This window comes from Marinobacter mangrovi, from assembly GCF_016798325.1.
GTDB classification, from domain to species: domain Bacteria; phylum Pseudomonadota; class Gammaproteobacteria; order Pseudomonadales; family Oleiphilaceae; genus Marinobacter_A; species Marinobacter_A mangrovi.
This window is the reverse complement of the sequence record NZ_JAERVO010000008.1, coordinates 150,822-173,224: the sequence shown is the minus strand read 5'-3', so window position 1 is coordinate 173,224 and position 22,403 is coordinate 150,822. Positions and strand designations below refer to the sequence as shown.

The 22,403-nt window shown below is 63.1% G+C and carries 22 protein-coding genes; 8 read left to right on the top strand and 14 right to left on the bottom strand.

Annotated features, from left to right (window positions below; translation table 11 throughout):
- Positions 1-102 precede the first annotated feature (102 nt).
- Positions 103-591 (top strand): sigma D regulator, encoded by a 489-nt coding sequence (gene rsd, locus JL474_RS20065; protein ID WP_203143771.1) that lies wholly within the window; start codon positions 103-105, stop codon positions 589-591.
- A 90-nt stretch (positions 592-681) separates the two neighbouring features.
- Here the strand turns inward: rsd and JL474_RS20060 are convergent, their stop codons facing one another.
- The 3 genes from JL474_RS20060 to JL474_RS20050 all read right to left on the bottom strand — a co-directional run bounded on the left by JL474_RS20060 (position 682) and on the right by JL474_RS20050 (position 2,581).
- A complete protein-coding gene (locus JL474_RS20060; RefSeq protein WP_203143655.1) occupies positions 682-1,407 on the bottom strand; it encodes an FKBP-type peptidyl-prolyl cis-trans isomerase in 726 nt (241 codons plus the stop codon).
- A gap of 248 nt (positions 1,408-1,655) precedes the next feature.
- On the bottom strand, positions 1,656-2,048 hold the full coding sequence (locus JL474_RS20055) for a DUF4124 domain-containing protein (protein ID WP_317848736.1): 393 nt from the start codon (positions 2,046-2,048) through the stop codon (positions 1,656-1,658).
- Positions 2,045-2,581 (bottom strand): TIGR02444 family protein, encoded by a 537-nt coding sequence (locus JL474_RS20050; protein WP_203143653.1) that lies wholly within the window; start codon positions 2,579-2,581, stop codon positions 2,045-2,047. The genes JL474_RS20055 and JL474_RS20050 overlap by 4 nt, the downstream gene beginning before the upstream one ends.
- An 84-nt stretch (positions 2,582-2,665) precedes the next feature.
- On the opposite strand from JL474_RS20050, the gene JL474_RS20045 reads away from it, so the two are divergent.
- Positions 2,666-4,597, top strand: coding sequence for an ATP-binding cassette domain-containing protein (locus JL474_RS20045; RefSeq protein ID WP_203143651.1), 1,932 nt, complete (start codon positions 2,666-2,668; stop codon positions 4,595-4,597).
- 22 nt (positions 4,598-4,619) lie between these two features.
- On the opposite strand, the gene ppx is transcribed toward JL474_RS20045, so the two are convergent.
- Positions 4,620-6,131: an exopolyphosphatase gene (gene ppx / locus JL474_RS20040; RefSeq protein ID WP_328797850.1), complete on the bottom strand. Its 1,512-nt coding sequence runs from the start codon at positions 6,129-6,131 to the stop codon at positions 4,620-4,622.
- Positions 6,132-6,409: 278 nt separating this feature from the next.
- Here ppx and trxA point away from each other — a divergent pair, with 278 nt between their 5' ends.
- Positions 6,410-6,736 carry a thioredoxin TrxA gene (gene trxA, locus JL474_RS20035; RefSeq protein ID WP_111493780.1) on the top strand — a complete coding sequence of 109 codons (327 nt, stop codon included), beginning with the start codon at positions 6,410-6,412 and terminating at the stop codon, positions 6,734-6,736.
- A 318-nt stretch (positions 6,737-7,054) separates the two neighbouring features.
- A complete protein-coding gene (gene mobA / locus JL474_RS20030) occupies positions 7,055-7,654 on the top strand; it encodes a molybdenum cofactor guanylyltransferase MobA (protein ID WP_203143649.1) in 600 nt (199 codons plus the stop codon).
- On the opposite strand, the gene moaE is transcribed toward mobA, so the two are convergent.
- Genes moaE through moaB form a run of 4 tightly spaced genes read right to left on the bottom strand, consistent with a single transcriptional unit; the run spans position 7,651 to position 10,149 of the window.
- Positions 7,651-8,103 (bottom strand): molybdopterin synthase catalytic subunit MoaE, encoded by a 453-nt coding sequence (gene moaE, locus JL474_RS20025; protein WP_123636632.1) that lies wholly within the window; start codon positions 8,101-8,103, stop codon positions 7,651-7,653. The genes mobA and moaE overlap by 4 nt on opposite strands.
- 9 nt (positions 8,104-8,112) lie before the next feature.
- Positions 8,113-8,370 carry a molybdopterin converting factor subunit 1 gene (moaD, locus tag JL474_RS20020; RefSeq protein ID WP_203143647.1) on the bottom strand — a complete coding sequence of 86 codons (258 nt, stop codon included), beginning with the start codon at positions 8,368-8,370 and terminating at the stop codon, positions 8,113-8,115.
- A gap of 2 nt (positions 8,371-8,372) precedes the next feature.
- Positions 8,373-9,587: a molybdopterin molybdotransferase MoeA gene (locus JL474_RS20015; protein ID WP_203143645.1), complete on the bottom strand. Its 1,215-nt coding sequence runs from the start codon at positions 9,585-9,587 to the stop codon at positions 8,373-8,375.
- Positions 9,574-10,149 carry a molybdenum cofactor biosynthesis protein B gene (gene moaB / locus JL474_RS20010; protein ID WP_203143643.1) on the bottom strand — a complete coding sequence of 192 codons (576 nt, stop codon included), beginning with the start codon at positions 10,147-10,149 and terminating at the stop codon, positions 9,574-9,576. The genes JL474_RS20015 and moaB overlap by 14 nt, the downstream gene beginning before the upstream one ends.
- Before the next feature lie 320 nt (positions 10,150-10,469).
- Between moaB and rho the strand changes: the two genes are divergently transcribed.
- From rho to JL474_RS19995, 3 genes are all read left to right on the top strand, one after another.
- Positions 10,470-11,732: a transcription termination factor Rho gene (gene rho / locus JL474_RS20005; protein WP_123636636.1), complete on the top strand. Its 1,263-nt coding sequence runs from the start codon at positions 10,470-10,472 to the stop codon at positions 11,730-11,732.
- Between the two features lie 106 nt (positions 11,733-11,838).
- Positions 11,839-13,317 (top strand): 4-hydroxy-3-polyprenylbenzoate decarboxylase, encoded by a 1,479-nt coding sequence (ubiD, locus tag JL474_RS20000; protein ID WP_123636637.1) that lies wholly within the window; start codon positions 11,839-11,841, stop codon positions 13,315-13,317.
- Entirely contained in the window at positions 13,274-14,317 is a 1,044-nt protein-coding gene (locus JL474_RS19995; RefSeq protein WP_236012397.1) for a 2Fe-2S iron-sulfur cluster-binding protein, read from the top strand. Before ubiD ends, JL474_RS19995 begins: the two co-directional genes overlap by 44 nt.
- A gap of 452 nt (positions 14,318-14,769) precedes the next feature.
- On the opposite strand, the gene JL474_RS19990 is transcribed toward JL474_RS19995, so the two are convergent.
- The 6 genes from JL474_RS19990 to JL474_RS19965 form a co-directional block, all read right to left on the bottom strand.
- Positions 14,770-16,005 carry a heme biosynthesis HemY N-terminal domain-containing protein gene (locus JL474_RS19990; protein WP_203143641.1) on the bottom strand — a complete coding sequence of 412 codons (1,236 nt, stop codon included), beginning with the start codon at positions 16,003-16,005 and terminating at the stop codon, positions 14,770-14,772.
- Positions 16,002-17,144 (bottom strand): uroporphyrinogen-III C-methyltransferase, encoded by a 1,143-nt coding sequence (locus JL474_RS19985; RefSeq protein ID WP_203143639.1) that lies wholly within the window; start codon positions 17,142-17,144, stop codon positions 16,002-16,004. Before JL474_RS19985 ends, JL474_RS19990 begins: the two co-directional genes overlap by 4 nt.
- A gap of 51 nt (positions 17,145-17,195) precedes the next feature.
- The gene (locus JL474_RS19980; RefSeq protein ID WP_123636439.1) at positions 17,196-17,972 is read right to left on the bottom strand and encodes a uroporphyrinogen-III synthase; all 777 of its coding nucleotides are present in this window, start codon (positions 17,970-17,972) and stop codon (positions 17,196-17,198) included.
- On the bottom strand, positions 17,953-18,894 hold the full coding sequence (gene hemC / locus JL474_RS19975; RefSeq protein ID WP_123636438.1) for a hydroxymethylbilane synthase: 942 nt from the start codon (positions 18,892-18,894) through the stop codon (positions 17,953-17,955). Before hemC ends, JL474_RS19980 begins: the two co-directional genes overlap by 20 nt.
- 113 nt (positions 18,895-19,007) lie before the next feature.
- Positions 19,008-19,751, bottom strand: coding sequence for a LytR/AlgR family response regulator transcription factor (locus JL474_RS19970; RefSeq protein WP_123636437.1), 744 nt, complete (start codon positions 19,749-19,751; stop codon positions 19,008-19,010).
- A gap of 11 nt (positions 19,752-19,762) precedes the next feature.
- Entirely contained in the window at positions 19,763-20,845 is a 1,083-nt protein-coding gene (locus JL474_RS19965; RefSeq protein ID WP_203143637.1) for a sensor histidine kinase, read from the bottom strand.
- 160 nt (positions 20,846-21,005) lie between these two features.
- Between JL474_RS19965 and argH the strand changes: the two genes are divergently transcribed.
- Complete coding sequence (argH, locus tag JL474_RS19960) at positions 21,006-22,403, top strand: argininosuccinate lyase (protein WP_203143635.1); 1,398 nt, start codon at positions 21,006-21,008, stop codon at positions 22,401-22,403.

Genomic DNA, 22,403 nt, shown 5'->3' with positions numbered 1-22,403 from the left:
CCGGCTCGCTGGGGTTAGGGTAACGTCCTTAGCATAACGATAACGGAGGCTGGCCGGACCTTAAGCGAGTCGGCCTTGACGGAACAGAACCAGGGGGAGTCCATGCTGGAGAACGTTCAGAGTGCCAGGGAGCGATGGGGTGGTGTCAGCGATTTGATTGATCGCTGGCTGCGCGAACGACAGGATCTGATCGTCAAGTTCTGCGACGTGAGCGGAACCACTGAATTTTCGGATACCGGGGCCGTACGGGCACGCTTTGTGGCGCTTTGTGATGTGCTGGTGGACTACGTGTCGGCCGGTCATTTCGAGGTGTACGAACAGCTGATTCAGGAAGCCAAGGAATTCGACGACGGCGGCATGGAGTTGGTGGCCAAGGTCTATCCCAAGCTGGAAGAGATCACTGAGGTGGCGCTGTCCTTTAACGATCGCCTGAGCGGCGACGCCATGACTGCGGAGGAACTGGAGGCGCTGATGGAGCCTCTGTCCCATCTGGGCGAGCAGCTGGAAACCCGCTTCGAGCTGGAGGATTTCCTGATCGAGCATCTGCACAACGTCCACGCCGACAAGATGATTTCGCCTTCCTCAGCGTGACATGACACCTTTAGGGGCGCCCTTTTTGTTTCGGGCCCTAAAGCAAAAGAGCCGGCTTTAAGCCGGCTCTTTGCGTTTCAGGCAGACGGATTATTCGCCGTCTTCACCGTCCTTCGGGTTCACCTTCAGCAGTTCCACATCGAAGATCAGGGTCTCGTTGGGACCGATGGAGCGGTTGCCGCCCGGGCCGTAGGCCAGGTCAGACGGAATGTAGAACTTGTAGTGGCCGCCTTCTTCCATCAGCTGCAGGCCTTCGGTCCAGCCCGGAATCACCTGGTTCAGCTGGAACGTGACCGGCTTGCCGCGCTCCCGTGAGCTGTCGAACACGTCGCCGTTGATCAGCTCGCCGGTGTAGTGGACCTTCACGGTGTCGGACGCCTTGGGTTTCGGGCCGTCGCCTTCCTCAAGCACTTCGTACTGCAGGCCGGAATCGGTGGTGGTCACCTCGTCACGCTTGCCGTTCTTCTCCAGGAACGCCTCGCCCTCGGCCTTGTTTTTCTTGGCCATTTCCTGAACCTTGGCCATCTGTTGCTGCTGCATCTTCTTCTGGTATTCCTGCAGCGCCGCCTGGATTTCATCGCGGCTCATCCGGGCTGCGTCACCGCCTTCGTGACCGTCCTTGATCCCCTCCAGGAATTGATCCATCTGCAGATCCGGCAGGTCGTGCTTCATGCGCTCGCCCAGCACCAGCCCCATGCCGTAGCTGACCTTCTGGTCCTGCGTGTCCAGGGCGGACTCGGCCGAGGCGTTCATGGCGGTGAAGGCCGTCGCGGCCACCGTGCCGGCCAGGGCAAGCGAAATCAGGGATTTTTTCATGGAGTTTCCTTAGCTTCGAGGAGAGACCGAACCGGCCTGACGGGCGTAAGACGTCCGTTCAGGAAGCCAAGTTACGGGTGACTCCCGGTGTGTTTGTCGAAGAACCCCGAGGGGCCGGCCTCGTCAGCTGGCCCGGCGGTTCCCTTTAATGGAAGGGCAAAGGTAACGCGTTTGGCGACACTGTGCCAATGACTGATGGGTAAGGAAGTTGGGACGACGTCCCAAAATTGACGTGTGCAAAGACGACGTCAGGGCGTCGCGGCATTTTGCGAACGACGAATGCCTTCGGCGCTGAGGGAATAAGGGGCCGAATAGGGGGATTGCCAGTCGGGTTCCGCCATCACTTCCGGCTGTGCGTTCAGGCGGCTGCCGGCCGGATCCACTGCCAGGGCGTTCCAGTTGCCGTCGGAGGGTGGCTTGTCGGCGTAGTGCCAGCTGCCGTCGGTGTCCTGCCATTTGAAGACGATGTCGGGCCCGGTATCCGGTACCGGATTGGGCACCACGCCTTCAAACGCCGGCACCGGTTCGGTGGTCGTGCTGGTGGTCTTGGGCGTCGGCTCCTTGATGCCGACGAACATCAGGACGATCAGCAGGCCGAGCGCGGGAAACGCCAGTCGGAAGGCCCAGCGGCGCATCATCATCGGGATTGGCTCCCTTGTGTCGTTGTCGCGTGCGCCGCGGGAATCGCGTCCCGCAATGCCTCAATCAGTCGGTTCATGCCAGCTTCGAGTAAGGTTGAGTGGTCCCCTTCCGGGGCCGCAGCGCGAAGGTTACGGATTAACAGGCCTTCATTATAGACCGAATTTGATGACATATTGTGACGGTCCTGAAGCCTGAGGGTGTAGATCCATGCCAGCTCGATTTGTTCCGCCTGCAATTCAGCGCCCTGGATGGATTCCCGTAATGCTTTGGTTGGAAAGGTTTTGTTCAGCGACTGGCGGAGTGTCCTGAGGCGTTCGGTACAGTGCTCTCGCCATTGCCGGATGCTGTCCGGCTCCTCACCATCCCACGTTTGGCCCTCGATTGCCAACCACGTCGCTGTTAACAGGCGGGAGACCGAACACCCTTGCGCTTGCAGGGCGAGACTGGCCTGGGCCACCTCTTTATTGGACCAGAGTTGCAGCGCCGTGCGCCATAGGGGATTGTCCAGCGTTAAATCCGATGGCGGTTCCATGAAAGCTCCGATGCGGGAGTGGCCCGATGCGATACGCATGTTTCACTGCAGCCGCCCGGCCAACAGCTCTGATAGAATGCGCGCATGCTGACACTATCGAATCTCAGTTTACAACGGGGCGGCCAATGGCTGCTAGAACGGACCTCGGCCACGATCCAGCCCGGACAGCGGGTGGCGATCGTCGGGGCCAATGGCGCGGGCAAGTCGAGCCTGTTCAGTCTGATCCTTGGCGAGCTGGCGCCCGAAGCCGGTGACGTCGACCTGCCCGGCGGCTGTCGGCTGGCCCATATGGCTCAGGAGGTGGATGCCACCGATCGCAGCGCGCGGGATTTCGTGCTGGATGGCGACATCGAGCTGCGTCGCCTGGAGCGGGCCTTGGCGGTCGCCGAAACCGATGGCGATGAACTGGCCCAGGCCCGCATCCACGGTGAGCTGGATCTGCATGAAGCCTGGTCGGCGTCACGTCGAGCGGAAACGCTGCTGCGCGGCCTGGGTTTTGCCGATGCGGATGCGGACCGGCCGGTCACGGCGTTTTCCGGGGGGTGGCGGATTCGCCTGAACCTGGCCCAGGCCCTGATGCGGCCGTCCGATCTGCTGCTGCTGGATGAGCCCACCAACCACCTGGATCTGGACGCCTGCTTCTGGCTGGAAAACTGGTTGCGCCGCTATCCGGGCACCTTGCTGTTTATTTCCCACGACCGGGATTTTATGGATCGGGTGGCGACCCACGTGCTGCATTTCGATCAGCGCGCGCTGGTGACCTATACCGGCAATTACACCGATTTCGAGACCCAGCGCAGTGAACGCCTGGCCCAGCAGCAGGCCGGCTACGAGCGTCAGCAGGCCCGTATTGCCGAGATCGAGCAGTTCATCACCCGTTTCAAGGCCAAGGCCACCAAGGCCCGCCAGGCGCAGAGCCGGATAAAAGCGCTGGAGCGCATGGAGCGGATCGCGCCGGCGCATGTGGATTCGCCGTTCGAGTTCCGTTTCCCAACGGCGGACAAGATCAGCAGCCCGCTGCTGTCTATCCGTAACGGTCAGGCCGGCCATGGCGACACGGTGATTCTGAACAACGTCAACCTGACGCTGTTGCCGGGCACGCGCCTGGGGCTGTTGGGGCCGAACGGTGCCGGCAAGTCGACCCTGATCAATGCGTTGCTGGGCGGTGATGCCCTGCTTGCCGGCGAACGCACCACCGGTGAACATCTTTCTGTTGGCTACTTTGCCCAGCATCAGCTGGAGTCGCTGGACCTGGACGCCAGTCCGTTCCTGCACCTGCAGCGGGCTGCGCCCAAGGCGTCCGAACAGGCGATCCGCAACTTCCTGGGTGGTTTCGGATTCCACGGCGACGACGCGCTGGATCGCATCCGCAATTTCTCGGGGGGCGAAAAGGCTCGGGTGGCGCTGTCCCTGATTGCCTGGGCCAAGCCCAATCTCCTGTTGCTTGATGAGCCGACCAACCACCTGGACCTGGAAATGCGCCAGGCCCTGACCATGGCGCTGCAGCAGTTCGACGGCGCGGTTGTGATCGTTTCCCACGACCGCCACCTGCTGCGCAACACAGTGGACGAATTCCTCATGGTCAATGAGGGTGTCGTTCGGGAGTATGAGGGCGATCTGGACGACTACGAACGCTGGCTGGCAGATCGACGGACCGACGACAGCCGGGCGCCAAGGCGTGACGCGTCAGAGAGCGAACCGGCCCGTCCGGAAGTCGGCGAGAACGCCGACGACCGCAAAGCGCGTAAGCGGGCGGAGGCGGCGTTGCGTCAGAAGATGAGTCCCTACCGCAAGCGCCAGCAGCAGCTGGAAGCCCGGATGGCGGAACTGCAGAAGCAATTGGCGGCGCTGGAAGACACGCTGGGAGACGCCGGGCTCTACGAGGCGGCGCGCAAGGAAGAGCTCAAGGTGGCCCTGGGCCAGCAGGCCCAGGCCAAAGGCGATCTGGAATCGGTCGAGATGGAGTGGCTGGACGTGTCCGAGACGCTGGAGAGCCTGGAAGGCGAGCTGTCCTGACCGGGGCGGTTCTGCCGCCCTGTTAGACCACGTTCAGTGTGAACTTCTGGCGAGCCAGGTAGTCCTTTTCGTTTTCCAGGTCGGCCCGGGTCAGCGGCCGCTCTTCCAGCCAGCCCTCGGCGAAGCTCACAGTCAGTTCGCTGGGGCTGGTGATCTCGACCTTGAAACCCGCGGGTTGTTCCATGTTGCGTGGGTGCTGGATCAGGTTGGCCAGCCGCAACAGGATGCACAAACGCTGCAGCCGCGGTACATCGTCCTCGTCACACCCCTCGAACACGGCATTGGAAAACTTGCGCCGATGGCCTCGCACCAGGGTGGCCAGATTCTGTTGACCCTGCTGGGAGAAACCGGAGAGATCCGAATAGCGCAGCAGATAGGCGCCATGCTTGTGGTACTGGCTGTGGGAGATGGTCAGGCCGATTTCGTGCAGGCGGCAGGCCCAGCGCAGCAGGTCCTCGTCGAACTCGGTGTTGATCTGCCAGGCTTCGGCGACTTGCCGGTAGGCGGCGATCGCCGTTTCCTCCACCGCCGCAGCATGCGACGTATCGATGTCGTATCGGCCTTGCAGCGCCTGGGTGGTGCGCTCGCGCACATCCTCATGCTGGATGCGGCCGACAATGTCGTAGAGCAGGCCCTCGCGCAGGGCGCCATCGGTGTAGGTCATGGATTCGATCTCCAGTGACTCAAAGGCGGCCAGCAGTATTGCCAGGCCTGCGGGAAAGATGCTTTGCCGGTCCGCGCGGACGCCGAGGTCTGACAGCCGCTCGACGTTGCCCATATCCACCAGGCGCTGGCGCAGTTCGCGCAGCGCGTCCAGGGTGATGGTGCCGTTGGTCAACTTGAGGTTGGCCAGCACCGATGAAATCGCCTTGATCGAACCCGAGGAGCCCACCGCGCTCTGCCAGCCCAGGTGGCGGAAGCGGTGGCGAATGTTGAGCAGCTCCTGGGAGGCGTGGGTTACCGCCCTGTCCATTTGCTTGCGCGGGATCTTGCCGTCCGGGAAGTAGCGATTGCGAAACGACACGCAGCCCATGTGCAGGCTTTCCAGGGCCTGGGCTTCGAAGCGCTCGCCGATGATGAACTCGGTGCTGCCTCCGCCGATGTCGATGACCAGGCGGCGACCGGTATCGTCCGCGAGGGTGTGGGAGACGCCCAGGTAGATCAGGCGGGCCTCCTCGCGGCCGGCGATGATTTCCACCGGAAAGCCCAGCACCGCTTCGGCCCGCTCCATGAATCGATTGGTATTACGGGCAACCCGAAGGGCGTTGGTGCCGACGATCTGGACCGCGGACGGCGGCATGCCCTGCAGGCGCTGCGCGAAGCGGCTCAGGCAGTCCAGTGCGCGTTGCTGGGCGTCTTCGGTCAGGTTGTTGTCGGCGTCGAGGCCAGCGCCGAGCTGGACCTTTTCACCCATTTTCTCGACGGTGCGAATCTCACCGTGGATCAGGCGGGCAATCACCATATGGAAGCTGTTGGAGCCCATGTCGATGGCTGCCAGCAGCTCTGGCTCGGTGGCGGGGTTGGGGGCCGTCACGTGTCTTGAAATCCTCTTGCCAGGCCGTATATTGTGTGAGGCTCTTTATGGTGAACCGACACTGCGGGTAACTATAAGACAAACCCCGCCAACCTGTCAGTAGCGGATCCAAGTCCAGGGTCAGGAAGCCAGTGCCTGCCGGAGTGCAGGGACTTTCCGTCTGAGGGAACTTTCGCGTAAAGTTGAGTCGGTAGATTTCGACAGGGCCGGTCGGATGACGGGCCTTAAATGTTTGGAGCAGTGCGCCTGCCGGGTGCTGCCAACAGCAGGAAACAGTAATGAGCGGAAATATCGTAAACGTCACCGACGCTTCCTTTGAAGAAGACGTCCTGAAAGCCGACACCCCGGTCCTGGTGGACTATTGGGCCGAGTGGTGTGGTCCGTGCAAAATGATTGCACCGGTACTGGAAGAGATCGCCGAGGAATACGACGGTAAGCTGAAGATCTGCAAGCTCAACATCGACGAGAACGAGCAGACGCCGCCGAAGTTCAACATCCGCGGCATCCCGACGCTGATGCTGTTCAAGAACGGCAACGTGGACGCGACCAAGGTCGGTGCCCTGTCCAAGTCCCAGCTGGCGGCGTTCCTCGACAGCAATCTCTGATCTGTCGACGATCGGGCATACCAGCCGACGGAAAAGCCATCTCCTGACTGCCAGGAGGTGGCTTTTTTGTGGGCGGCAAAGGTAGGTTGGGCTGACGAAGGAAGCCCAACAGGCCGGCTGAAACCCGGAGCCTGAAGCCAGTGGATGTCATCGCTTCCGTCGCCCCGGAGGGTCGTCCCTGGCCGCCTATGCGACGAGGGCATCCTGTCCTCTGCTACAGCGATGGCATCCATCGGCTTCGATCCGAGCTTTGCGGAAGTCGCGGAGAGCATGAGTCATGGTGGGCGGCATTATTCATTGGCGTGGAGTCCTGGGGCAATGCCCGACACGGATACTCAAATAACCCTGTGCGGACTGATCCTTGCCGGCGGCCGTGCCCGGCGTCTGGGTGGCGTGGAAAAAGGTCTGGCCGACTGGCGGGGGCGTCCCCTGGTTGCGACCGCAGCGGAGGCCTTGCGCCCTCATTGTGACACGTTGCTGATCAGCGCCAATCGTCGTCTCTCCGACTACCGGTCATGGGCTGACAAGGTCGTGAGCGATGCTCCCGAGTTCGATGATGCGGGGCCGCTGGCCGGCTTGTTGTCGGGATTGCGTTGTGCGCGGGACCTGGGCTTTGTCGGTGTGCTGGTGATGCCCTGCGATACGCCGGCGGTCTCCGCGGATATCATGGGCGAACTGGCCGGGGCGGTCCGGCAGGACCCGCAACGCATGGTGCTGGCGCGAGTGGGCGATCGCTTACACCCACTTCACGGGTACTATCCGGTGCGTCTGGTCGATGCGTTACAACGGGATCTTGAGCAGGGTGGGCGTAAAGTGATGGCGTTTGCCGGGGCGCAGGATCCGAGGTATCTGGATCTGCCTGTGGCATCGACGGTATTCCGTAACCTGAATGCGCCGGAAGATTGGGAGGCGCCCTAATCCTGTTGCCAGTTTTTGGCCTTGTCCCGGTCGCTGGCTTTCTGCTCCACCCAGTGGGACTCCCCGTCCACCGTGATTTCCTTCTTCCAGAACGGGGCGGAGGTTTTCAGGGCATCCATCAGAAATTCGCAGGCTGCGAATGCATCCCCCCGATGGGCGCTGGCCACACCGACGAAGACGATCTGCTCGCCCAGGGCGAGTTCGCCAACCCGGTGAATCACCCGCACCGCCTGGATGGACCAGCGCTCGCGGGCCTGGGTGACCAGATCCTCGATCACCGACTCGGTCATGCCCGGGTAATGCTCCAGGAACAGGGCGCGAACGTCCTGGCGATCGCCTCGGGTCCGGACCAGCCCGGTGAAGGTGGCTATCGCGCCGGTATCGCCGGTGCCGCCAAGCGCCCGGGTCTGCTCACCAATATCGAAGTCTTCGGTCTGGATGCGAATCATGAATCGGTCCTAACCGCCGGTCACGGGCGGGAACAGGGCCACTTCATCGCCCGGTGACAGGGGCTGCGTCGGGCGGGCCATGGTCTGGTTGACGGCGATCATGACCGGCTGGTCGCCTTGCAGGACATCCCAGGGGGCGCCGCGGCTGGCGAGGCTCTCGATCACGTCGGACACCGTACCCTGAGTGCTGATCGGCAGTTCCAGTTCATCCGTCTGCAGGGTCTCGCGCAGGCGGGCGAAGAATTTAACGGTCACGGTATCGCTCATGGTCAGCCCAGCAGATCGGTGAATGGCAGGAAGGTCAGCGGGTCGCCCCGTTTGATCGTACGCTCTTCCGGCACGACCGCCAGACCTTCGGCCCAACAGGCCGAGCTTAACATGCCCGAGCTCTGGTTTGGGTAGGCTTCGATCCACGCCTGGCCATCCTGCAGCACGCGCCGGGCCCGGACAAATTCGCGCCGGGGCGAGGCGCGTTCCACGGTGAAATCAGCCGGCAGTTGCGGAAAGGCGGGCTTTAAGTCGGCAGCGCCCTGCAGGCGCCGTATGAACGGTGCGGCGACGATCAGGAACGTCACCAGCACCGCCGCCGGATTGCCCGGCAGTCCCAGCATCGGCGTGTCGCCCACGTGGCCGAAGGCCAGCGGTTTACCGGGTTTGAGTGCCAGGCGCCACAGGGCCACATCGCCCAGGGATTCCATCGCGGCGCGGACATGGTCTTCTTCGCCGACGGAGACGCCGCCGCTCGACAGGATCAGGTCCGCTTCGCGCCCGGCCCGTTCCAGGGCGCTCAGTGTCGCCTCGCGGGTGTCCGCCACATCGCCCAGGTCGATCACCTCGCAGTGCATCTGCTGGAGCAGGGCGTCCAGGGTGAAGCGATTGGTGTTGTAGATCTTGCCCGGTGGCAGCGGTTCGCCGGGCGGGACCAGTTCGTCACCGGTGGTCAGGATGGCGACCCGAACCGGACGGCGCACCGGCACTTCCGCAATGCCCAGGGAGGCCAGCAAACCCAACTCCTGCGGCCGCAGGCGAGTGCCGGCACTGAGGGCAACGGCGCCGGCCTTGAGATCCTGGCCCCGGGGGCGGATATTCTGGCCGGACTCCGGCTGTTGCGAGGTGTGCAGTCCGGTGTCGTCGACGAGGACGTTTTCCTGCATCAGGACCGCGTCAGCGCCTTCGGGAACCGAGGCCCCCGTAAAAATGCGGGCGGCACTGCCGGGCGTCAGGGGTTCCGGGGCAACGCCGGCGGGAATGCGCTGGCTGACCGGCAACGGCTGGTCCGTGAGGTCTGCGATGCGGACAGCGTAGCCATCCACTGCGCTATTGTCGGCGGGCGGCACGTCGGCAGGCACATTTTGACCGGTTGCCAGGATCCGCCCCAGCGCGTGACGTAATGGTAATGTTTCCGTGCCTGCGACGGTATTCGCCTGAGGCAGCAGTTGGGCCAGGGCGTCGTCGAGCGAGGTGAGGCCGTCAGTGGGACGCATGGTCGCTTCCCGTGTCGAGGCGCTCGTCCAGGCGATACACCGGCTTCTCCGACTTGCGGTTGACCAGCGCCGAGAAATTGCAGGGGCGGTGGCGGCTGTCCAGCTGTTCCTTCAGGATCTTGTCCCAGCCCAGGGTGCAGGCACCCGTCGAACCGGGCAGGCAGAACACCACCGTGTTGTTGGACAGCCCGCCAAGGGCTCTGGACTGGATGGTGGAGGAGCCGATGTCGTCGGCCGACAGGCGGCGGAATTCTTCGCCGAAGCCATCGATTTCCTTGTCGAACAGCGGCTTGACCGCTTCCGGCGTGCTGTCGCGCTCATGGAAACCGGTGCCGCCGGTGATCATGACGACCTGGATGCGGTTGTCTGCGATCCAGCGGGCAATCAGGGCGCGGATCAGGTAGATGTCGTCCGGAAGCAGGCGGCGCTCGAGGACCCGGTGGCCAGCGGCGTTGGCCTGGTCGGTCAGGTACTGGCCGGACGTGTCTTCTGCGGGGCCGCGGCTGTCGGAAACCGTCAGGATGGCGACGTTCAGTGGTACGAAGGTGTCGGACTTTGCCATGGGTCAAATTTTTCCAATTCCGGGGGCCTGAATAGACCGAAAATCAACGGTTGGCTTGCTACGGGTTGAAAAACGCGCTATATCGTAAGGACGTGCCAACCAGTATCCTGTTGTCACCGCAATTTTGGAAGGGGTGGTAATGGCCAAACTTGTTGCTATAATGGCCGGCACGTTTACACGCTTCCATTTGAAAAAGCCGTATTGGCGCCCGCCTCACGGTTTCTGTCCCAATATTTAAAAGCATCACGTTACGTCCAGGGGCTACCCCCTGTCTTCGCAAACCTGATTGATATTCCATTCCAATTCGTCACAAACAAAATATGAACCTTACCGAACTCAAGCAGAAACCCGTTCCCGAGCTGCTGGATATTGCCCAGGAAATGGGACTCGATAATCTGGCCCGTTCTCGCAAGCAGGATGTCATCTTCTCAATTCTGAAGAAGCACGCCAAAAGTGGCGAGGACATCTACGGGGACGGCGTGCTGGAGATCCTCCAGGACGGCTTTGGCTTCCTGCGTTCCGCCGACGCGTCTTACCTGGCGGGACCGGACGACATTTACGTGTCACCGAGCCAGATCCGCCGTTTCAACCTGCGTACAGGCGATACCATTGCCGGCAAGATTCGTCCCCCGAAGGACGGCGAGCGTTATTTCGCTCTGCTCAAGGTCAACGAGATCAACTTCGACAAGCCGGACAATGCCCGTAACAAGATCCTGTTCGAAAACCTGACGCCGCTGTTCCCGGATGAGCGCCTGACGCTCGAAGCCGGTAACGGCAGTACCGAGGATCTGTCCTCCCGGGTTCTCGACCTGGTGGCGCCCATCGGTAAAGGCCAGCGTGGCCTGATCGTGTCGCCGCCGAAAGCGGGTAAGACGCTGCTGATGCAGGGCATCGCCCAGTCGATCACCCGCAATAATCCGGAGTGCCACGTGATGGTGCTGCTGATTGACGAACGGCCGGAGGAAGTGACCGAGATGCAGCGGACCGTCCGCGGCGAGGTCATCGCCTCGACCTTCGACGAGCCGCCGGCCCGTCACGTTCAGGTTGCGGAAATGGTGATCGAAAAGGCCAAGCGGCTGGTCGAGCACAAGAAAGACGTGGTGATCCTGCTGGATTCCATCACCCGTCTGGCCCGTGCCTACAACACCGTGATCCCGTCCTCGGGTAAAGTCCTCACCGGTGGTGTCGACGCCCACGCCCTGGAGAAGCCCAAGCGTTTCTTCGGTGCCGCGCGTAACGTCGAGGAAGGCGGCAGCCTGACCATCCTGGCGACCGCGCTGGTCAACACCGGCTCCAAGATGGACGAGGTCATCTACGAGGAATTCAAGGGCACCGGCAACATGGAGGTCCATCTGGACCGCAAGATTGCCGAACGGCGGACGTATCCGGCCATCAACATCCGCAGCTCCGGCACGCGCCGGGAAGATCTGCTGATGAGCGAAGCGGACATCCAGCGGATCTGGATCCTGCGCAAGCTGCTGCACTCCATGGACGACGACACCGCCGCCCTGGAGTTCCTGCTGGACAAGCTGCGCGATACCAAGACCAACGATGAATTCTTCCAGTCCATGAAGAAGCGCTGATCGCGCCCGCGCCCCTGCCGTTCACCGAGCGACAGGGGCGCTGTCCATTCTGCGAACCCAATTCCCCGACTGCCTTCCCCGGTGATCAACAGGCCAGGACTGCCGCATGAAATACGACGATCTGCGTGATTTTATCGACCAGCTGGAAAAGCTGGGCGAGCTCAAGCGAATCAAGACGGAAGTCGACCCCTACCTGGAAATGACCGAAATCTGCGACCGCACCCTGCGTGCCGGTGGCCCGGCGCTGCTGTTCGAGAACCCCAAGGGGTATGACATGCCCGTGTTGGGCAATCTGTTCGGCACACCTCGGCGGGTGGCGCTCGGCATGGGGCAGGAGGATGTGGAAAGTCTGCGGGAAGTGGGCAAACTGCTGGCCTTCCTCAAGGAGCCGGATCCCCCCAAGGGATTCAAGGACGCCTGGGAAAAGCTGCCGATCTTCAGGCAGGTGATGCAGATGGGGCCGAAGGTCCGTCGCTCGGCGCCGTGCCAGGACGTCATCATCGAAAAGGACGACGTCGATCTGTATAAGATCCCGATCCAGCATTGCTGGCCCGGGGATGCCGGGCCCCTGGTGACCTGGCCGCTGGTGATTACCCGCGGGCCGCACAAGGAGCGCCAGAATCTGGGCATCTACCGGCAGCAGCTGATTGGTCGGAACCGCCTGATCATGCGCTGGCTGAGTCACCGCGGTGGCGCTCTGGATTTCCAGGAGTGGCAGAAAGCGCATCCGGGCGAACCCTTCCCGGTGGCCGTCGCGCTGGGCGCGGATCCCGCCACGATACTGGGGGCGGTCACACCGGTGCCGGACAGTTTGTCCGAATACGCCTTTGCCGGTTTGCTGCGGGGCAGCCGGACCGAACTGGTCAAGGCCGGTTTATCGGAGCTGCAGATCCCGGCCAGTGCGGAGATCGTACTGGAAGGGTTTATCTATCCCGACGATACCGCGCCGGAAGGGCCGTTCGGTGATCACACCGGGTATTACAACGAGGTGGAGACCTTCCCGGTGTTCACCGTGGAGCGGGTCACCCACCGCAAGAATCCGATTTATCACAGCACCTACACCGGACGCCCGCCGGATGAGCCCGCGATCCTTGGTCTGGCGCTGAACGAGGTCTTCGTGCCGATCCTGCAGAAGCAGTTTCCGGAAATCGTCGACTTCTACCTGCCGCCGGAGGGCTGTTCCTACCGCATGGCAGTGGTGACCATGCGCAAGCAGTATGCCGGCCATGCCAAACGTGTGATGATGGGCGTATGGTCCTTCCTGCGGCAGTTCATGTACACCAAGTTCGTGATCGTTACGGACGACGATGTGAACGCGCGCGACTGGAACGATGTCATCTGGGCCATCACCACGCGAATGGATCCGGTGCGGGACACCACGATGGTCGAGAATACGCCCATCGATTATCTGGATTTCGCCTCGCCGGTGGCCGGGCTGGGCTCCAAGATGGGGCTGGATGCCACCACCAAGTGGCCGGGCGAGACCGACCGGGAGTGGGGCCGCCCCATCGCCATGGATCCGGCCGTGAAGGAGCGGGTCGATGCCATCTGGTCCGAACTGGGAATTGATGCCCCGGAACGCTGAACCGCCGACGCAGGTCCGGATTGTGCCGGCCGGTCTGGAATTTACCGCCTCACCCGGGGACGATCTGCTGACGGCAGCCCGCCGGGCGGGTGTGGCCGTTCGCTGGTCCTGTCGCAATGGGGTCTGCGAACTTTGCGAAGCCCGGTTACTATCGGGACGGGTCTTCAATACCCGGACCCGCCAAGACGAACACCCGTCCGCCAACGTCATGCTGTGTCGATGCCAGCCGCGCGGCGGACCGGTTGAACTGGAGATTGAGGAGGTTATGGCTGCAGGTTCCAATACGCCCCAACAGGTGCAGGCGAACGTCCGGGATATCACCCCGCTGAGTCACGATGTGTATCGGGTGACCCTGGATCTGCCGCGTCGCCGTGAGCTTGATTTCCACGCCGGCCAGTACCTGTCGGTGCGTCTGCCGGGCGCCGAGCCGTCCTATTTTTCCATCGCCAGCAGTCCGACGGCCTCTTCGATCGAGCTGCACGTGCAGGCCGGCACGGATTGGGCCACGGCCCTGAAGGTGATGGAGGCGTTTCGTGATCCGGGTCAGGTGACTCTGGAGCTGCCGCACGGCAAGGCCTGCCTGGCCCAGGTGCCTACCAAACCGCTGATTCTGATCGCCGCCGGTACGGGCTTCGCCCAGATGAAGAGCATCGTGGATTACCTGCGCGAGACCGACTGCAAGCAACCGGTCTTCCTGTACTGGGGGGTACGCCGGCACGAGGACATGTACCTGCGCTCCCTGGCCTGGCAGTGGCACGAGGAGTGGCCGGGCTTTGCCTTCTTCCCGGTGGTGGGTGACGACGCCGACAACGACTGGAGCGGTCATCACGACCAGCTGGTCCGTGCGGTTCTGGCTGGTGGCTACGAGTGGCCGGAAGTCGAGGTTATGGCCAGCGGGTCGCCGCCGATGGTCTACACGCTGATGGACGCGCTGCTGGAAGCGGGGCTGCCGGAATCGGCATTCTATTCGGACGTGCTGGAGTACGCGCCGCGGAGCTAATGTTCGGAGAAAGTACGCAAAGCTCGGCGCTTTAATGTAGCCGACGCTTCAGCTTCGGAGGAGCCGCAAGGCTCCTTTGTTGTTTATGGACCTCGCGAAATCCGGGGCCGGCCTGCAGCCGGCAGGGTGTTGCAAAAGCCCCAGTATTCCAAAAGTTGCGTCGTACACTCCCTCTCCCCTCGAGGGAGAGGGCCGGGGAGAGGGGGAGGCGCCGCCAGGCGCCCTTCTATAGCAGGCGATTACGTCCGGCGAGGCTTTCGCCTCGCCCCCCCTCTCTCCAAACCTCCGCTCCGCGCCCCGGCCCACATCCAGAGGCTGTGGGCGTTCCGGCGGGCGAAGCGATGCTTCGCTGTTTCCGCCTGCACCCCACCAGGGGAGAGAGGCTTTTACCCGAAAGCTTTTGCAACACCCTCTAAAGCATCGGCTACACGCTCGAGTCGCTCTGGCTCTCTTTACGCCTTGGGCATCGGCAGGTTGGGCAGACCGCTGTCCTTCAGCATGCTTTGCAGCAGCATCTGGTTGCTCTCTTCCTCATGCCCCATATGGGCATTCAGACGGGCCAGTTCGGCGATGGTCTCGGTGTTGCGCTTCAGACGCAGGCTGGTCTCGAAGTATTCCCGCGCTTTCCCCCACAGCTCGTTACGCAGGCTCAGGCGACCCAGCGCCAGCAGCAATTCCGGGTTGTTCGGGCGGTCCTGGAGCCAGCGTTCGGCGGCCAGCAGTTGCTCGTCCGGCTTTTCGCCTTCGATGCGGCCATACAGGTTGACCAGTTCGTCGCTCCAGTGATTGCGCAAGACCTTGCGCAGCAGGGTTTCCGCCTGGGCCTCGTCGCCCAGCAGGGCAAGGTTGCGGGCATACTCGTGGATCGTGAACTCGTCGCGGCGCATGGAGCCGGGCAGCTCGTCCCAGAGCTGGATCAACGGGCTCAGGTCGCGTGACCCCGGGCTTTGACGGCGAATGTCATCGGCCGCCCGGTGCAACAGGTTGTGCCAGGCCTTGCGCTCCAGGGTTTGCAATTCTTCCGCGTCGGCCAGATCCCGTTTGCGCAGCTCCGGAATCAGCGCGGACAGCTCCTTCCAGTCTTCCAGGGCCTCATACACCGTACGCAGCAGTTTCAGGACGAATGGGTGGTGTGGCGCCTGCTTGCGCAGCCGGATCAGCGTGGCCAGAGCCTGTTCGTAACGCTGGCCGGCAATCTGCAGCTGGGCCTGGGTGATGCCGACGGCGAGATCCGAGCCCGGCGTGCTCTCGAAGGCCTTACGCAGCAAATCATCGACGGCGTCGTGATCGTCGCATTCAAAGGCACACTGGGCGGCGGCCAGATAGTTGATCAGCGGCGTGTCCGCCTTGCCGGCCGAGGCCTCCAGCAGTTTGCGACCGCGCGGCCAGTTGCCTTCGGCCAGAGCCAGGAGCCCTTGCGTGGTCCGACGCCGGGCGCGGCGTTCGGCACTCTGGTTGAGCCAGGTGCTGACCAGGCCGGAGCCGCTGCGCAGGCGGCGGGCGGTGACCAGGATCATCTGGATAATGAGCGTGATCACCAGGATCAGCAGCACGCCAATCCAGAAATTGGTCTCGATCAGGTAGTTGCCCAGGCTGATGCGGATATAGCCGCTGTCGTATTGCAGGCCGAGGCTGAGCAACGCGCCGATCAGCAGCGCGGCCAGCAGCAGGATGAAGACTTTCCTCATGACGCGTCGCCCGCCTTATCCCCGGTCGGGGCGCTGTCGGATTTCTCGTTGTCGGCCGGCTTGGTCTCGCCGCTGGTGGCGTTCAGGCGCCCTTCCAGACGGGCCTTGAGCAGTGTCAGGGACTGGCTGATGTCCGGCAGTTCCGGGTTGATGTCCTTGCCCGACAGTTCGCCCAGCGTGTCACGCAGCCCGACCACCTTGCTGTGGCTGCCGTCGTACCAGGTGTTCAGCCAATCGGTGGCCTTCTTCAGGGCCTGGTTGTAGAGCGTCTGGTTGCCCCGCAGGACGGCGAGCTGGGCCTCTTCCAGCATCAGGCGCATGTTCAGGCGTACGTAGGCGCTCTGGTCCGGCGACAGCAGGGGCTTGACCGGCTCGTCCAGGCGGCGGATGGCGATGGCTTCGCTCAGAGTACCCTTGATATGGGCCCAACCTTTGGCAAGAGCGCCGCGCTCGTCGGTCTTGTCGGGATCTTGCGACATCGTCTGGGTGTAGTCGGCGCTGGCGTCCATGGCCAGGGCGCTGTCGTTCAGCTTGCCGATGGAATCGATGGCCGCCTCCAATTGGAGATAGAGGCCGGTCTTGTCGACGCCCGCTACGCTCTTGAGGGAGAGGATTTCCTGGGCCACCTGTTTGCGGACCGGGTAGCTGCCGGGATCGTCGGTTTTTTCCAGCACGTCATCCGCCGCCTTGAGGGCAGACAGCGCGCCGCGGTAGTCCTTTTCCACCTGCAGGCGCTGGTTGGCAATGCGCAGCAGGTATTCTGCTTCGGCCAGGAGCCAGTCGGTGCGGGTGCGATTGCCGGCTTCCAGCAAGGTGCGGGCGTTGTGGTCGATCTGCCGGCGCATGTCACTGATCAGTTTGGCCTGATCCGTCACATCGCCCTGCAGCGACTGGATGCGCTCGCGCAGCTGGCCGCCGGACTGGCTGTAATCCCGGTCCAGGCGCTGGGTGGTGGCGTCCAGGTAGTTCAGGGATTGCTGCAAGGCCTGTTGCTGCTGCCACAGGTGCCAGCTCCATAGGCCCAGTCCGATGACGGCGATCAGTGCAATCACGGCAATCAGCCAGAGCGGCCAGAGGCGGCGGGGTTGCTGTGGGGTCGAATTGACCGGGGCCGGCAGGTTAGTCGTAGAGTCAGTCACAGGCGTCCTTACTCGATTATGGGTAGTCCACTGGCTCCGGGGCGGCTGCCTTCAGTCCAGGTGTCCGAGGCATTCAATCAGGCCTTCGGGCGTCAGCTGTTCCGGAATAAACACACGCTCAAAACCCCGTTCCCGTGCCGTTTGTGCCACGCGGTCCACCGGGACCAGCAGTGTGCGGCGCTTGAGGGCGTTGTCTGTATTCTCACCCAGCGCGATGAGATTGTTCAATGTTTCCCCGGACAGCACAATGACGGCATCCGGATCAAAATCGTTGAGCGCCGACGTGATGGTGGCCGCTTCATAGTCGGGGCAGACCCGTTCGTAAAGCTCCAGGTTGTCGACCCGTGCGCCCCGTTCGGCCAGGGTCTGGCCCAGCAGCTCCCGGCCGCCGCGACCCTTGGCGATCAGGATGCGCTCGCCGGTGGGCTGGCGCAGCGTGTCGAGGGCCAGCAGGTGTTCGCTGGTGAAACCGTGCGGTGGAATGGTGACCGTCAGTCCGGCCTGTTCCAGCACCTCGGCTGTGCCGCTTCCCACTCCATACCAGTGTAGACCCACTGGCCACTGCGGCCACCAGTCCTCGGCCTGCTCCACGAACAGGCGCGCGGCACCGGGGCTGACTGCAATGACATGTTGATAGAGATCCAGCTCCTGGAACCGGGTGCGACGCTCCGGGCTCTCCGGCAGCGGCCGGCGCTCCAGCAGCGGCAGGCAGTGGGTCTGCGCGCCCTCGGCCTGCAGGCGTTCGGCCAGCCGATCTGCGTCCGGTTGCGGCCGGCAGATGAGGATGCGTCGGCCGGTCAGCGGGCGATCATTCGACCTTGTAGCCATAGATCTCCGCCAGAATCCGGTCGGCGCCCATCCGCAGCAGATCCTCGGCCAGTTCACGGCCCAGGCGCTCGCCTTGATCGCGCGGCGCGCGGCCTTCCACCCGGTAGACTTCCTGACCGTTGACCGACGACACCAGGCCCCGCAGCCAGACGGTGTCCTGATCTTCCAGCAGCGCGTAGGCGGCTATGGGCACCTGGCAGCCGCCTTCCAGGCGCTTGTTCAGGGCCCGCTCGGCGTGGACCCGATCGGCTGAATCGATATGGTTCAACGGGCGCAGCAGATCCACCAGCTCCTGGTCGTCCAGCCGGCACTCGATGCCGAGGGCACCCTGGCCGACCGCCGGCAGGGAAATGGTGTCGGGAATGCAGTAGCGGATGCGCTCGTCGAAGCCGAGGCGCTTGAGGCCGGAGCTGGCCAGCACGATGGCGTCGTAGTCACCGGCGTCCAGCTTGGCCAGTCGGGTGTTGACATTGCCGCGCAGGGTGCGGATTTCCAGGTCAGGGCGATAAGCCCGCAGCTGGGCTTCCCGGCGCATGCTGGAGGTGCCGACGATGGCGCCCTGGGGCAGGGCATCGACGTTCTCAAAGTGATTGCTGACAAACGCATCCGTGGGGTCACCACGCTCGCAGATGGCGACCAGCCCCAGGCCTTCGGGGAATTCCATGGGCACATCTTTCATGGAATGGACCGCCAGGTCGGCGCGGCCATCCAGCATGGCTTCTTCCAGTTCCTTGACGAACAGTGCCTTGCCGCCGATCTTGGCCAGCGGCACGTCGAGGATCTTGTCCCCCTGGGTCTTGATGCCCAGCAGTTCCACCTTGACGTGGGGGTGCAGGCGCTCCAGCTCGGCCTTGATGAATTCCGCCTGCCAGAGGGCGAGGGCGCTGTTACGGGTTGCAATGCGCAGGGTACGTTCTGTCATGGAAATACAATCGGATATCCGGTCTGTGGAAGGCCCTAGCCTAACGTGAATGGCGCCAAAAGTCGCGGGCTTGCGCTTCCTTCCATGGTCGTATCAGGGGCGTTGCATCCGCTCTATGAACGCTCCTGCCGGTGCAGGGCCTCCCGTACCGAGCTGGCATGCCGCCGGCTCACCTGCAGGCGCGCCTCGTGGTTCTTGAGGCGGATCAGGTACTGACCCTCCGGGGAGCGGGTCATGGCGGCGATGTGGCGCCGACCCACCAGGGTGTGGCGATGGACGCGCAACAGGGTGTCCGGGTAGCTGTGTTCCAGCTCCTTTAGGGTGTAATCGGTGACCGTTTCGCCCTGGCCGTGGTGGATGGTGACGCACTTCTGGTCCGCCTCGCAGAAGCGGATGCTGGCGATATCAATGAGTTCGGTGCCGCGATGGGTGCGCACCGCGAGTTGCCCGGGATCGGACTCGTTGGCGGCTTGCAGCGCCTGCAGTTGGACCCGGTTGACCCGGCCGGCGCGGGCGAGGGCGTCACCCAGGTTTTCGCGACGTACCGGTTTGAGCAGATAGGCCACCGCCTGCACCTCGAAGGCGTTGATGGCGTACTGGTCGTAAGCGGTGCAGAAGATGATCGCCGGCGGGTTGGTCAGGGCGTTGATCTTTTCAGCCACCGCCAGACCGTCGAGGCCGGGCATGCGGATGTCCAGCAGGATGATGTCGGGCGCGGCGCTGGCGATCTGGCGCAGCACATCGTCGCCGTCCGAGGCTTCGGCGCAGACTTCGTACTCCGGCAGGTCGTTGACCAGACGTTGCAGCCGCTCCCTGGCCAGGGGCTCGTCGTCGGCGATCAGAATGCGTTGTGCCATGCGGGGTTCCTTCAGCCCGGTTGCGGTTCGTTGCTGATGGTACGCCACGGCAACCGCAAGGTCACCGTGTAGCGGCCGTCGTGCACGCTGTGCTTGAGTACGGCCTGCTCGTCGAACAGGGCATCCAGTCGGGCGCGAATGTTGGCCAGGGCCACCTGGTTGCCCCGGTGACGGGCCTGATCGGAATCGCTCGGCCGTTCCGGATTCTGCACCTCAATATAGACCGAATGCCGCTTGCGATAGGTGTGGATACGCACCGTGCCGCCTTCGGGGCGCGGCTGGATGCCGTGATAGATCGCATTTTCCACCAGCGGCTGGAGGGTCAGTGGCGGTATGGCCTGTCGGGCCAGTTCGTCGTCCAGATCCCAGTCCACGGTCAGGCGCTCTCCCAGACGCAGGCCTTCGATGGCCAGGTAGCGCCGCGACAGGGTCAGCTCTTCGCCCAACGGGATCAGCCGGTCCTGGGTACGCAGGCTGGCCCGGAAGAGTTCGGAGAGATCCAGTACCGCGTCCTCGGCCTGGGTCGGACGGGTGGCGATGAGGCTGGCGATGGTGTTCATGCTGTTGAACAGAAAATGCGGGTGGATCCGGGCCTGCAGCGCCGCCATCCGGGATTGCATCTCCGCCTGTTTCTGCTGCTGCCACTGATTCTGGAGATAGAAATAGCGCAGCACCATCAGCGTGATGATCAGCGCCGCCAGCAGGTTGCGCCCCAGCATGTGGCTGGGCAGCGGCAGGGTTTCGGCGCTGAGGATGCCGTCGGCGGCGAAGGTAAAGGCAGCCACGTCCAGCAGGACCACGGCGGAAATGATCAGCACCACCTGCGGCGTGCGAAAATGCTGCAGCCAGCGACGCAGGCTGCAGATCAGGGCGCTGCTGGTCAGCACGGTCCACTGGACGAACAGCGAGACCAGGCCGAAATAATGCCAGTCGATCCAGCCGTGGGTGGCGTGCAGGATCGACATGAGCAGGACGATCAGTTCGCTGGTCATGACCAGCAAAAACACGGCGCGAACCCGACACAGATCCGGGACGAAAAAGTCGTTGCCGGCCAGTTCGCCGTCGTTGTGGTTTTTAGGTGGGGCCGGTGGCATTCGGTGTCCTGTGATTGAGGCCTGAGCGCGGGACGCAAGTGGCCATGTGGTTTGTTCGAACCCGGGTGGCCTCTTTATACAGAGGCGCGCCCGGGAATGGTACAATCCCGCCCGATGCGCGAGATGGCGCCGCAAATCCAGTCAGCAGGAAAGATAGCCCATGACCGACCAGAACACGTCTTCCGAGAAACCCTGGGGTGGCCGCTTCAGCGAGCCGACCGATGCTTTTGTCGAGCGGTTTACCGCTTCCGTCGGGTTTGATCAGCGCTTATATCACCATGATATTACTGGCTCAATTGCCCACGCCACCATGCTGGCCAAGGTCGGGGTGCTGACGGACGACGAGCGCGATCAGATCATCGAAGGTCTGCAGGCGGTCAAGGCGGACATCGAGTCCGGCACGTTCCATTGGTCGGTCAGCCTGGAAGACGTGCATATGAACGTCGAGAAGGCGCTGACGGACCGCATCGGCATCACCGGCAAGAAGCTCCACACCGGTCGTAGTCGCAACGACCAGGTGGCCACCGACATCCGCCTGTACCTGCGCGACGAGATTGACGTGATCCGCGAGGAACTGGTGCGCCTGCGCACGGGTCTCCTGGATCTGGCCGAGCGCGAGGCCGACACCATCATGCCCGGCTTCACCCACTTGCAGACCGCCCAGCCGGTCACTTTCGGTCATCACCTGCTGGCCTGGTATGAAATGCTGGCCCGGGACACCGAGCGGCTGCTGGACTGCCGCAAGCGGGTCAATATCATGCCGTTGGGTGCGGCCGCCCTGGCCGGCACCACCTATCCGATCGACCGCGCCTACACCGCCGAACTGCTGGGCTTCGATCGACCCACCGAGAACTCCCTGGATTCGGTCAGCGACCGGGATTTCGCCATCGAGTTTGGCAGTTTCGCCGCCCTGTTGATGACACACCTGTCCCGCTTCAGTGAGGAGCTGGTGCTGTGGACCTCCGCCCAGTTCGATTTCATCGACCTGCCGGACCGTTTCTGCACCGGGTCGTCCATCATGCCGCAGAAGAAGAATCCGGACGTGCCGGAACTGGTGCGCGGCAAAACCGGTCGGGTCAACGGCCACCTGATCAGCCTGCTGACCCTGATGAAAGGTCAGCCGCTGGCCTACAACAAGGACAATCAGGAAGACAAGGAACCGCTGTTCGACATGGTCGACACGGTCAAGGGCTGCCTCAAGGCCTACGCCGACATGGTACCGGCGATCGAAGCCAAGGCTGAGAACATGCGTATTGCGGCCAAGCGCGGTTTCTCCACGGCTACGGATCTGGCGGATTACCTGGTCAAGAAAGGCGTGGCGTTCCGGGATGCGCACGAGATCGTCGGCAAGGCCGTGGCGTTTGGCGTGGCCGAAGAACGCGACCTGTCCGACATGACCCTGGACGAGCTGTCGCGCTTTTCCGATGTCATCGGCGAGGACGTGTTTGACGTGTTGACGCTGGAAGGCTCCGTCCAGGCCCGTGATCACCTCGGCGGCACCGCGCCGACGCAGGTGCGCGCGGCCGTAGCCCGGGCGCGCCAGGCCATGGCCGGGTAA